Origin of the sequence: Paenibacillus kobensis NBRC 15729 (assembly GCF_004000825.1) — a bacterium.
GTDB classification, from domain to species: Bacteria; Bacillota; Bacilli; order Paenibacillales; family Paenibacillaceae; genus Paenibacillus_T; species Paenibacillus_T kobensis.
This window is the reverse complement of the sequence record NZ_BILZ01000066.1, coordinates 1-13,243: the sequence shown is the minus strand read 5'-3', so window position 1 is coordinate 13,243 and position 13,243 is coordinate 1. Positions and strand designations below refer to the sequence as shown.

Sequence of the window (13,243 nt, the reverse complement as noted above, 5' to 3'; positions counted from 1 at the left end):
CCCTACTCCTCGAACTCGGTAAAATCGACGTTGTCGATAATCCACCGTTTCCGCGGATCGACCTTGTCGCCCATCAGCGTCGACACGCGCCGTTCCGCCTTCGCGGCATCTTCGATCTGCACCTGCAGCAGCGTCCGCGTCTCCGGATTCATCGTCGTCTCCCACAACTGCTCTGGATTCATCTCGCCAAGACCTTTATACCGCTGCAGCTCGTAATTTTTCCCGAATTCCTTCAGGTAGTTCTGGAGCTGCTCATCCGTCCAAGCATACCGTACCGTTTCGAGCTTGCCCGATTTGCGGGTCAGCTTATACAACGGCGGTTGAGCGATATACACTTTGCCAGCATCGATCAACGGCTTCATGTACCGGTAGAAGAACGTCAGCAGCAGCACTTGAATGTGCGCGCCGTCTGTATCCGCGTCCGTCATAATGATGATCTTGTTGTAATTGCATTCTTCGTCATCGAATTCCGAACCGACACCAGCGCCAATCGCCGCGATAATCGCTTTGTACTCGTCGTTCTTCAGAATATCGAGCAACTTCGCTTTCTCCGGATTCATCGGCTTGCCCTTCAGCGGCAGAATTGCCTGATATTTCGAATCGCGCCCTTGCTTCGCGGATCCGCCAGCCGAATCGCCTTCGACGATAAACAGCTCATTGCGAGATATGTCTTTCGACTGCGCAGGAGTTAGCTTGCCGCCAAGATTCGAACTTTCGCTCTTCTTCTTGCCGGAGCGTATCTCTTCACGCGCTTTGCGAGCGGCCTCGCGTGCTCTGGACGCTTGAATCGATTTCTTCATCAGCATTTGCGCTACCTGAGGGTTTTCCTCCAGGAATACCGCCATTTTGTCCGCAACAACCGCGTCAACCGCGCTGCGCGCAGATGCACTGCCAAGCTGGTCTTTCGTCTGGCCGACGAATTCAACCTCTGACATTTTGATGTTGATGACCGCCATCATGCCTTCACGCAGATCGTTGCCTTCAAGGTTTTTGTCCTTTTCCTTCAGCAGCGCGTTTTTACGAGCGTAATCGTTCATGATGCGCGTATACGCTGTTTTGAAGCCCGTCTCATGCGTACCGCCGCCGCGCGTCGGAATCGAGTTCACGAACGATGCGATCGTCTCCGTGTAGCCGTCGTTGTACTGGAGAGCAACTTCAACCTCGATTTCATCTTTCTCGGACGCAAAATGTACCGCATCATGCAGCACCGTTTTGTCCTCGTTAAGAAACTGAACGAACTGCTTCGCGCCGCCCTCATAATGGAACACGAGTTCGTTGCCGTTACGCTCGTCTTTGACGGTAACTTTGAGGCCGGAGTTCAGAAACGCAATTTCTTGAAGCCGTTCCGCCAACGTATCGAAGTTAATCGTCGTGCCATTCTGGAACACGCGTCCGTCCGGCTTGAACGTTACTTTCGTGCCCGTACGGTTCGTATTGCCGATTACGGTCAGACCTGTAGCCGGCTCACCGACATGCTCCTTGCCGTCTGCGTCCGTCCAATATTCGAACCGTTGTTTATGCACTTTGCCGTCCCGATAAATTTCGACCTCGAGCCATTCCGACAGAGCGTTCGTTACCGAAGCGCCAACGCCGTGCAGACCGCCCGATTTCTTATAACCCCCGCCGCCGAACTTGCCGCCCGCATGCAGCATCGTGAAGACGACCTGCGGCGTCGGAATGCCGCTCTTGTGCATCCCCGTCGGAATACCGCGTCCGTTGTCTTTAACGGATACCGCGTTATCCTTATGTATCGTCACGTCGATCGCAGAGCAGAACTTCGCCAAATGCTCGTCGACCGCGTTATCTACAATTTCCCATACGAGATGATGTAAACCGGAGTTACTTGTACTCCCGATGTACATGCCTGGCCGTTTGCGTACGGCAGTCAAGCCCTCGAGTATTTGAATATCGTCCGCGTCGTAATTCCGTTCGGCGGATGCTGCGTTGCTCGCGAACAGATCCAATTGCTCGGCCATACGCGCCCTCCTAAAGTTTTTGCGAATGTTGTATGATCCAAGCTATTGGATCATTGCAGTAAAAACTGCATCGTAAGCATAATCTTGTTTTTGCGGATGCTTCGAGTATCTTCGTGTACAAGATAAGATGCACAATAACTGCATCGGAAGCATCGGCTATAATTTTAACGAGTATACGATCCGGGTATCGGATCATGCAGTAAAAGCTGCATCGTAAACATAAATTCCGCTCACATTCAGTCGAATCATATAAAAAAGATGTCGTCAGACGTTTATTTTAATTCAACATATCCTGTTTCGTAAAGACGGTGAACGAAACGATAAGTGCAGAAACCGCCCAGAAGCCTAATACAGCAAGGGAAAAAAGAAGATTCATCCCGTCGATCGGAGGCGGCGAACCAGCCAAATAATTCGTCAACTCCAAATTCACGGAAAAAATATACTTGGCGCTTTCCCACGAAGAAGCCATCGCCGATAAAATGGATCCTGCAATAATTGCTGCCATCATCGTCACAATGCTTGCTGCCGTGCTTCGCACAAGTACAGATACCATCAGTGCCAAACAAGCAATCGTCATCGCTGATATCCAAACCAACCCGGTCATCATCAGCAGATACATCCATTGAGGCACTGGATGGACAGCCGAGCTGTCGACCTCAGAACCGTGAACGACGAATCCTGTAAAAACAGGCAGCGACCAACCTCCATATCCAAATACAAGACCGGCAATCAAATAAGACAATACGACCGTTGTAAGCAGCAACAGCGATACATACAACGTCAGAGCGATAAACTTACTGAGCAATATTTTCCACCTTCGCACCGGTCTGGTCAACAACATCTTCATTGTGCCAGTAGACCGTTCACCCGAAACGAGGTCCGATGCGATCGCCAATACGAGCAGCGGAATAAACATCGATACTGATGCATCCATGAACCCTCTTGTGAACGTAACCGCATTCGGCGAGTCTGGATTTACGTTATGATCCAAATAATACTGCATCTGCTGCACAGCAATGCGTCGGTAACGTTTCCACTCCTCAGGAATTCGCTCGCTCGACAACTGATTCTGATAATCGGTAATTTTCTGCTGAAGCTGAAGCCTCCAGTCCGTGAAGCTTTCCCGATTGCTTAGCGATATTTTCATCTGAGCGTATGTAAATACCGGAATAAGCACGAGAAGCACCGCTATGACGACGAGAAATCGTTTTTTCTTCCATACCTTGACCGTTTCGTTACGGATAAGCGGCATTATGCTATTCAACGGTGTCTCCCTCCGTCATCGTCAAAAATAGTTCTTCCAGCGTAGGCGCCACTTTTTGGACGGCCATGATTCCGATTCCCGCCTCCGAGAGCTTTCGGATCATTGAAGCGACGTGCTCATGAGCCATCGTCGTTGCGATCGCACCGGGAAGAAGTGCAGTCACCGACTCGTCTAAACGCAATTCGTTCTCCGGCACAATCCGGACGTTTGGATCCCCCTCCAACAGCCGTAATCCGGCTTCACGGCCATCAAGCTGCCATAGGACATAAGACTCATTCCGGGATACTAGCGAATCCACGTCTCCCACAGCAATGACTTCACCTTTGCTAATGATTGCGACCCGGTCACACATGAGCTGTATTTCACTAAGCAAGTGGCTGGAAATGAATAGGCTCATACCCTGCTCCGCAAGCGAGCGGATAAATATTCGAAGCTCCTTGATCCCTTTTGGATCAAGGCCATTCGTTGGCTCATCCAGAATAAGCACTCGGGGCTTGCCTAGGAGCGCTTGCGCAATTCCGAGCCGCTGGCGCATGCCAAGCGAATAAGTTTTCACTTTATCGTGAATACGGGCGTCCATACCGACGATTTCGACCACTTCCCGAATCCGCTCGATGTCAATTCCGTGCTGCATCCGAGCGAAGTGCTCGAGATTTTCCCATCCGGTCATGTAGCCGTACATTTCTGGATTTTCTACAATGCATCCAATATGACGAAGTGCTTTCTCGGGGTCGCGTCTCACATGATAACCGCATACGTAAATATCGCCCGAAGTCGGCCGGATCAGATCGACGAGCATACGAATCGTCGTCGTTTTGCCGGATCCGTTCGGACCGAGAAAACCGAATATTTCTCCCGCATGCACGTCGAAGCTAATACCGCGGATAATCGTGCGTCCATGTATGTTTTTGGTCACATTTTGCACCGACAATACGACTTCTTTCTCTGCCGGCTCTCGCTCATTCCCCGTCAGAGTGCCGCCTCGAACTGCATCATTCGTCACGAGTGTCATTAGCGATTTCTCCTTTCAGAGTTTTCTACCCACTCAAACCCTCAAGGGCACTTACTACCCACCCAAACCCTCCCTGCAAGGGAGGGCCCCAGAGAGCTTGCGCCCTCTGGACTCCCCTAAACGGAATCTAGCTACGATAAGTGCTTGCACGCGCTTTCCACCCTAACGGGCACGCTTTACTGTTTCGTATCTTGCTGTTCTCCCACGTCCGCCTCTTCTTCGTCGCCCCTGCCATCATTCGTGCTCTAGCCCGCTTACGTCCCCTTCGGGACACGCTCTACGGATGTACTCCCCAGCTCTTTTTTGCTCCACCCCGGTTCCCGGGCTCCGCAATAGTTATAGGCATCAGTCTCAGCTGTAGTCTGCTTGCGAGATACCTTTCTCACTGTTTTCCCACGTACGTCCGGCTGTTCTTCAATGCCTCGCAATCCGGTCAGCATTCCCCACACAGTATCGATACCACACTGTCGGCGCTCCCAGAGCAACGTTAGTGTAACACTTGTGTTGTTACCACACTGTCGCCGCTGCCAGAGCGACTTTAGCGTAACTTTTCGTGTCGTTACCACATGTCGGCGCTCCCAGAGCAACGTTAGTGTGACACTTTGTGTTGTTACCACACTGTCGGCGCTCCCAGAGCAACGTTAGTGTAACACTTTGTGTTGTTACCACACTGTCGCCGCTGCCAGAGCGATGTTAGCGTAACATTTTGTGGCGTTACCGTACCGCTCGCGTAGCCTATTAATCCAGCGACTGTACGATGCGCTCCGCTATGGCGGAGTACCCTTCATGGTTCGGGTGAAAATGGTCCGAGGACAGATAGCGGCTTATATTCGCCTCGAACAAATCGAAGGTCGGGACTAGCCGCATGTTCGGATAACGGTGGATAACGGCATACACTTGCCGGTTCCATTCCTGTACTTGAATACTGCCATCGCGCAAATCCTCTACATCGTAGAACGGGTTATACAAGCCGACATATACGACTCGTGCTTTGGGGTTGATTTCGTTCAACAGATCGATCGTATGCTCCAGCCGCTTTACACCTTCGGTCATATTCTCCTGCAGCTCTTCCAGCGACAGCTCACCGCTTCGGCCTGCGCTGCGCTGAACATCTTCATCGTCGCCCTCTTCTTCGCCTTGCCCTTGCGCGTATTGGAACAAATCGTTGCCGCCAATCGTCATCAAGATGATGTCTGCTTCGGATACAGCCAACCTGAAGCCTTTATCATTCGTCAGTTTGTCATTCAGTTGATCGGCGCGCAAGCCGTTAATCGCCAGGTTGTTCATTAGTTTCACCGGCTTGTCATACTTGTCCTCCATCAGCTTGACCGATTGCTTCACATAGCCTTCGCCCTTCGAGTCTCCCGTTCCCTTCGTCAGCGAATCGCCAAGCGCCGTTACACGTATCACCTGAGATGCGCCTGCTCCGCTCCCGCTGCCCGATTCCGCTTCATTATCGGCGTAGAACGGCGTACGGTCGCTAGGCGCTATGATATCTTTCAAAGCAATGCCGAAGCCGCATAGAAACAGCAAGGTCGATACGAGCGAAATAAAACCGATCGTACGCCATAGCAGTGTGCCTCGTCTCATTCGGGACAACTCCTCTCCCATAAACGGTTGGATTATCCTCTAAGATAAATCGAACGGAAATATTTTGCAAATCCAGCACCATCAGCGCTAAAACAAAACCCGCAAGAGAAGCGTGAGACGAACCGCCAACCGCACAATATCTATCGTGCAACAAGCGCATCGTCACCGCATTCGTACGGGCAGCCTATTCGTTAAATTCAATTTACTCGTAGCTGATATGAAGCGTCTGTGCCGCGCGGCGTGCCAATTCACGTGCCTCTTCGACGTTGTCCGCGCTGGTAAGCGCAACCGCCATCCGGCGCCCCTTCTTCGTCTCCGGCTTGCCGAATACGCGAACCTGAGTGTTCGGCAGCGACAACGCATCCGCAATACCGCTGATCTGGAACGACTCGCTGTCGCGGTCGGCTTTGAGCGTGTGTGTTGCGCCTGGCGTCAGCAATCGGATGGTCGGAATCGGCAGTCCAAGAATGGCACGCGCATGAAGCGCGAACTCGGACAAGTCCTGTGTCGCCATTGTCACCATGCCGGTATCATGCGGACGAGGAGATACTTCACTGAACAATACGCCGTCCTTCGTGAGGAACAGTTCGACGCCATAAATGCCGTATCCGCCCAGCGAATCGGTAATTTGACGCGCGATATGCTCTGCATCACGAATTTGCTCCTCCGACATTGCATGCGGCTGCCACGATTCGATGTAGTCGCCGTCCTTCTGAACGTGGCCGATCGGTGCGCAGAACGCCGTGCCCGATACGGATCGAACCGTAAGCAGCGTAATTTCGGATTCGAAATGAATAAAGCCTTCTACGATAATGCGCTGCTTCTTAGCACGGCCGCCTTCCATCGCGTAATTCCAGCAGCTCTCGATTTCCGCTTCGGAATGACAGACGCTTTGTCCTTTGCCCGAAGAGCTCATGATTGGCTTAATGACGCAGGGCGTACCCAATTCACCAACAGCCGCGCGAAGCTCGTCCAACGAATCGGCAAAACGGTATGGCGCCGTAGGCAGACCAAGCGTCTCAGCCGCAAGACGGCGAATGCCTTCGCGGTCCATCGTCAAACGCGTAGCACGTGCAGTCGGAACAACAGTACGTCCTTCCTTCTCCAGTTCGACAAGCGTCTCGGTCGCGATTGCTTCAATCTCCGGCACGATCAAATCCGGCTGCTCGAGCTCCAGCACACGGCGAAGCGCTTCTCCGTCAAGCATGTCGATGACATGGGAACGATGAGCGACCTGCATCGCAGGCGCATTCGCATAACGGTCGACAGCTACCGTCTCAATGCCCAGCCGCTGCGCTTCGATAATGACTTCCTTGCCGAGCTCGCCTGAGCCGAGCAGCACGATGCGGCGCGCCCGGGAAGAAAGCGGGGATCCATAGTTAGACATGATGACCTCCTATAAGCATGCGGACGGCGGCAGGTCCGCCGCGTGACGCGCCAGACCTGCCGCCGTTTCCGTTTTCTTACCATTGTGGACGGTACAAAGCCAAAAATCAAGTAGATGCGCCAGTTATGCCGACAAAAAACGATACTGTGCTTCGATCAAGCCGCGGTACGTTCCCGGAATGCGCATCAGCTCGTCATGCGAGCCTTGTTCAACGATCGAGCCGTGGTCGAGTACGACAATCGAAGTGGCATGGCGGATCGTCGATAACCGGTGAGCAACGATGAACGACGTCCTCCCCTGAAGAAGCGTCTGAAGCGCTTGCTGGATACGAAGCTCTGTTTCGGTATCGATGCTGGCTGTCGCCTCATCGAGAATAAGAATGCGTGGATCAGCCAACAGCGCGCGAGCGAACGACAACAGTTGGCGCTGGCCCATGGACAGCACATTGCCTCGCTCTTGCACTTCGGTATCGTAGCCGTCTTTCATTTTCATAATAAACTCATGCGCATGAACCGCTTTCGCCGCTGCTACAATTTCCTCATCCGTTGCATCGAGCCTGCCGAACCGGATGTTATCGCGTATCGTACCGGAGAAAATAAACGTATCCTGCAGCACAATCCCGATCTGTGAGCGCAAACTGTCGAGCGATACGTCTCGAATATCCGTCCCGTCAATCAGCACACGGCCTTCGTTCGGATCATAGAACCTGCACAGCAGATTCATGATCGTACTCTTCCCGGAGCCGGTATGGCCGACAAGGGCGATCGATTGTCCGGCTTTCACGTCGATCGTAATCCCTTTAAGAGCCGGACGTCCTTCTTCGTACTCGAAGACGAGGTTGTCGAACTTCACATCGCCGCGCACCTGATGCAGAGCCGGCGCTTGCGGCAGCTCGCCGACGATGGGCTTTTCGTCCAAATATTCGAAAATCCGTTCCGACGATGCCATTGCGATGAGGAGTTGCGAATACATTTGGCCCAGACGGTTAATCGGCTCCCAGAAGTTGCCGATGTAGTTCGCGAAACCTACAAGCATACCAACGGTCAAAGCGCCGGTCTGGATGAGGTGCGAGCCATACCAGAACAATATAAGCGTGCCGACAGCACTCGTCAGTTCGATAATCGGTCCGAACGATTGGTTCATCGCCGAAGCGTAGTTCCATGATTTAATGTTGGCACTGTTCATCCGCTCGAAGAAGCGGATGTTTTCTTTCTCCTGCACGTAGGCTTGCGTCACTTTAATGCCTTGAATCGATTCGTTCAAGTGCGAGTTGATCCTGGACTGCTTAATGCGCACATCCTGCCAAGCGAACCGAATCTTCCGGCGCAGCGCGCTCGATACGAGGAACATGAGCGGTACAGTCAGCATGACCGCAAGGCCGAGCTTGAAATTCCACAGCAGCAAAATAATGACGATGCCGACCAGCTGCACGCAGTCCATCAGCAAATTGACGACGCCGTTCGTAAACAGATCCTGCAGCGCATTGACGTCGTTCGTGACACGGACGAGCACTGAACCCGCCGGACGTTTGTCGAAGAAGCGGAACGACAAGGTTTGAATATGCGAGAACAGATGGCTGCGAAGATCGTGAATAACCTTTTGGCCGATAATATTCGTATGCTTGATCCGGTACGTATTGGAACCCCACTGTATGATATATAAAGCGAGCATTAGTCCAGCGAACAGCATCAGCTTCGACACGCTCGTGTCGCCTGATTTCGGGTTCAACGCTTCATCAATCGCCATAATGATGACCGTCGGAATCGTCAGCCTCGTTAATGTGCCAAGCACCATCCCGACAAGGACTACCGGCATCAACTGCTTGCTGTAAGGCTTCAAATACATGAACAGCCGGCCGAGCTGCTGCCAGTTGAATGGCTTCTCGATCAATTCATCGTCTTGATAAATAAAACGTTCGCGGCTCTCCGATTCATGCTTGCGGTCAGCCTCTTTCTCCCGCTGGGTTACATCGTTCTCTTGTCGTCTGCTCAATGGTACAGCCTCCCTTCGGCTTGCAATCCCGATTGCGGCGCAATCGTCTTCTCCGGCTCGCCCGGCACCCATGCATCGGCCGCAGACGCTTGATCGGCATCCGACGGACGGTCCGCATATTGGATTCGATAAACGTCCCGGTACGGACCTTCTTGCGCAAGCAACTGCTCATGCGTACCCCGCTGCACGATGCTGCCTTGATCGAGCACGATAATTTCGTCGGCATGACGCAGCGATGAAATCCGGTGAGCAATGATAAACGTTGTTCTGCCGGCCATCAGCTCCCGGAAGCCGGCTTGTATCTCATGCTCCGTCTCCATATCGACCGCGCTCGTCGAGTCGTCCAATATGAGAATGCGCGGATTGCGGATGAGTGCGCGGGCAATCGATATCCGCTGCTTCTGGCCGCCCGACAGTCCCATGCCGCGTTCGCCGACGACCGTATCGTAGCCAAGCGGCAGCTCCATTATAAAATCATGCGCTTTGGCCAGCTTTGCTGCCCGAATGATGTCATCCATCGTGACATCATTCGCCCCGTACGCAATATTCGTGCGGATCGAAGCGGAGAACAGGAACGTCTCTTGGAATACCGGCGCAATTGCGCTCCGGAGCGAATCGAGCTCCAGCTCGCGAATATCGATGCCGTCGATCGTCACTTTGCCCTGTTTCACGTCATAAGCACGCATGAGCAGTTGGATGACGGTCGTTTTGCCGGAGCCTGTGCCGCCTAGCAAGCCGATTACTTTGCCAGGAGCAGCATCTAGCGTGAATTGCGTGAGAGCGTTATGTCCCTCGCCATACCCGTAAGTTACTTGCTCGAAACGGACATGACCTTTTAGCGCTTCGGCATTCAGCACAACGGGATGCTCAGCATTTTTGACATGAACGTACTCGTTCAGCAATTCCAGCATCCGCTCGCCGGACGCTTTCGATTGCGTGTAGTTGTTAATTTGGAACCCGATGCCCCACATCGGACCGATAATGTACCAAATCAAGCTGAAGAACGCGACCAGCTCGCCGATCGAGAGCGAGTTGCGAATGACCATCAATCCGCCCGTAATGAGCAAAATAACGACGCTTAAGTTCGCAATCAGCTCCATGAGCGGGAAGTAGCGGCCCCAAATGCGGGAGACGCCGACCTGATTGTCCTGATAATCGTTGCTTTTCTCACCGAATTTATCGACCTCAAAAGGCTCGCGGGCGAACGATTTAACCGTACGCACACCTGTAATATTTTCTTGAACGGCGGTCGTAAGCCTGCTCATCGCAAGGCGCATCTCCCGGAATGCAGGATGTATGCGGCGTTCCAGCCGGAAGGCGCAGAAGACGAGCAGCGGAATCGTGACGAGCGTAATTAACGTCAGTTGCCAATGCATCGTCATCATCATCGCGCCGCCGAACAGCACCATCAGAACCATGTTCAGCAGCTGTGCGAAGCCGAATCCGATAAAGTTGCGCAGCGCCTCGAGATCGGCTGTCAGCCGGGACATCAGATCGCCGGTTTTGGCGGTGTCGTAATATTTGAAAGACAGATATTGCAGCTTCTCATAACAAGCGTTGCGCAGCCGGTAAGCGACGCGGTTGCCGAGCCGGCCGCCGAAGAAGCCGTGGAAAAACTGCAGTGAGCTCTTGACCGCGATGACGCCGACTACGGTCAATGCAATCGCCGGCACCTTCTCGAATTTCTCCTGCATAATGATGTCGTCGATCAGAATCCGAAGCAAATTCGGATATACGAGACCAAGCGCAGTCGATCCCATAAGGCACAGAATGGACGCGAATATGTACTTCTTCTCGACCCAGTAAAACGACTTCAATTGCTTAAAAACGTCCACAACAAACCCCTCTCTCTCATCTGCATCACCCGTTGAATTGGAAATACGAATGAATCGTAACAGCAACCCTTCGATTGTTCAAACGGGGTATGCGAACGTATAACCCCCTTAAGCAACGCTTCATCACGCTCAGCACAACTGAGCAGGGGGTATTCTTCGGAATCGTAGGAAATCCGGTTGAAATGCTCACAAATTCTCCATTTTTGCATCATTCCCCCTTCTGTTTTGCATATATCTCCATAGCAATTTCTTGATGGTTACGGGACAAAAAAAATCGCCTGCCTGTTCCTCTCGGAACGGACAGACGATTTCCAATTTATTCAGGTCAACTGCTATACACTCGACAACGTCGGCTGAGCGGCCTGCGCTTTCGCTTCGCTCTGGCCGCGCAAAGAATCGAGCTCTGACAGCAGCTGTGTAAGCTGCTGCAAATCGCTGCCGTCCGCAAGTGAAGCCAGCAAGCCGTCGGCGTATGAACGGGCTTCCTCCGCCAGCTTCACGCTGCATGCGGATGCCGATTGAGCCAAACGGTCCGCATAAACCGCGTTCCACTCCGAAGCAGCACCCTTGGACCAGTTCTTAAGCGGCTCCTCGAGCAGCGCTTCGATATCGGCACGCATCGCCGTTTTGCCTTCTCCTTCGAAGAAGTGGCGAGGCGATTTGAACCGGCTCCAGAACCATTTGGCATCGACCGAACCGGCATCCCAATATGAGCCGCTTTGTTCCTCCGCGCCCCATTCGATCCGCGAATAGGAGGCCGCCTCGAAACCGGATAGCAGCTCCGCCAGCTCGCCGGACGTACGTTCGTACCGCTCTTTCAATACCGCGTTCAGCGCATTATCCATACGCAGCGTCGTCGCTTGCAGCTCCTGCGCAAGCTCGACAGCCAGCTGGCGGTCAAGCTCGAGCCAGGACGTCCACAGCGCTTTGCGCAGGTCGCGTCCGTCATCGCGCAGCGTCGACGGGTTGAACGCGAAATTGTAAAACTCGCCGAACCGCAGACCGATCCGCTGAAGCACATAGAACAACAGCTCTTCGAGTTCGCGCTTCAACCGGTCATACTGCAGATCGGCCAACTCCCCAAGAGAAGCCGCGGATGCGGATGCGCGGTCTGCCGCTGCCGCCACGCGCTCGCGCTGAGCCGCACGATCCGCCGCGCTGCCGCGGGCGGACTCGATCCAGCCACCGACTTGCGCTGCTGTACGCGCGATATCGCGGTCTGCCGATTCGACGGCCATCCGCCCAAGATCGTCGCGAATGAACGTCGTGAACGATTGTTCGAATGCTGCGATGCCCGACTGAGCAAGTGCTTCATCATTGCCGTCTTGCTTCGCGTCAAGAGCTTGCAAGCTCGATACCGGATACAAACGAGGGAACCGGATACCGTGCTGCAGCAGATTGTCGGCGACATGCTTAAGTACGCCGCTCAGCTCCTCTTGCGAAGACGCAAGATCGGCTGCATTGACGAGGAAAAACATTTTATCGAGTTCGAATTGATCCTTCACGCGGCCGAGCTGCATTAGGAACTGGCGGTCGGCTTGCGAGAAGGCATGGTTATAATAAGTCACGAACAATACCGCGTCCGCATTCTTAATGTAGTTGAACGCGACACCGGTATGACGGGCATTGACCGAGTCCGCCCCTGGCGTGTCGACGAGGACAATGCCTGCGTCGGTCAACGGGCAGCTGTAATACAGCTCAATCTCGGCCACGAAGCACGACCGGGATTCTTCGGCGACGAACCGGCGGTATTCCGCTTCATCGACAGACAGCACACCGCCTAGATGAGCCGAATAGCTGCCCCAGCCTTTCTCTGCTGCCTTCAGGAAGCTGAAGTGCGGACGCCCGCCTGCTTGCACGGCATCCGGCCGCAGCGTTGCAATCCGGCGCAGCAGCGCCTGCTCATCGGTCGGCAGGTCCGTCTCGCCAAGCAGCGTCAAGGAATAACGCAGATCGTCCAGCATGCCGTCCTTCGGCTTCATGACGACGCGCGCGCTGCCGTGCGGCTGCGACTCGGTCGGCGGCACGATCCGGTTGATCGCCGCCGTCGTCGGATTCGGCGACACCGGGAGCGCCGATGCGCCGATCAGCGCGTTGGCGAGCGATGATTTGCCCGCGCTGAACGCGCCGAACAGCGCGATCGTGAACCGGCTGCTCTGCAGCCGGTCCGCTTTCTCGCGCATCGCG

The 13,243-nt window shown here is 53.8% G+C and carries 8 protein-coding genes; all 8 read right to left on the bottom strand.

The window, feature by feature from the left end; translation table 11 throughout:
- Positions 1-2 precede the first annotated feature (2 nt).
- Positions 3-1,976 (bottom strand): DNA topoisomerase IV subunit B, encoded by a 1,974-nt coding sequence (parE, locus tag PKO01S_RS24980; RefSeq protein WP_127534169.1) that lies wholly within the window; start codon positions 1,974-1,976, stop codon positions 3-5.
- Positions 1,977-2,253: 277 nt separating this feature from the next.
- The gene (locus tag PKO01S_RS24975) at positions 2,254-3,240 is read right to left on the bottom strand and encodes an ABC transporter permease (protein ID WP_127534168.1); all 987 of its coding nucleotides are present in this window, start codon (positions 3,238-3,240) and stop codon (positions 2,254-2,256) included.
- On the bottom strand, positions 3,233-4,252 hold the full coding sequence (locus tag PKO01S_RS24970) for an ABC transporter ATP-binding protein (RefSeq protein WP_127534167.1): 1,020 nt from the start codon (positions 4,250-4,252) through the stop codon (positions 3,233-3,235). The genes PKO01S_RS24975 and PKO01S_RS24970 overlap by 8 nt, the downstream gene beginning before the upstream one ends.
- 738 nt (positions 4,253-4,990) lie before the next feature.
- Complete coding sequence (locus PKO01S_RS24965) at positions 4,991-5,842, bottom strand: GDSL-type esterase/lipase family protein (RefSeq protein WP_127534166.1); 852 nt, start codon at positions 5,840-5,842, stop codon at positions 4,991-4,993.
- A gap of 202 nt (positions 5,843-6,044) precedes the next feature.
- A complete protein-coding gene (gene purT / locus PKO01S_RS24960) occupies positions 6,045-7,229 on the bottom strand; it encodes a formate-dependent phosphoribosylglycinamide formyltransferase (protein WP_127534165.1) in 1,185 nt (394 codons plus the stop codon).
- 123 nt (positions 7,230-7,352) lie between these two features.
- Positions 7,353-9,221: an ABC transporter ATP-binding protein gene (locus tag PKO01S_RS24955; protein WP_407669708.1), complete on the bottom strand. Its 1,869-nt coding sequence runs from the start codon at positions 9,219-9,221 to the stop codon at positions 7,353-7,355.
- Positions 9,218-11,056, bottom strand: coding sequence for an ABC transporter ATP-binding protein (locus PKO01S_RS24950; RefSeq protein ID WP_127534163.1), 1,839 nt, complete (start codon positions 11,054-11,056; stop codon positions 9,218-9,220). Before PKO01S_RS24950 ends, PKO01S_RS24955 begins: the two co-directional genes overlap by 4 nt.
- A gap of 332 nt (positions 11,057-11,388) precedes the next feature.
- On the bottom strand, positions 11,389-13,243 hold a 1,855-nt coding region (locus tag PKO01S_RS24945; protein WP_174818610.1), incomplete at its 5' end, for a dynamin family protein.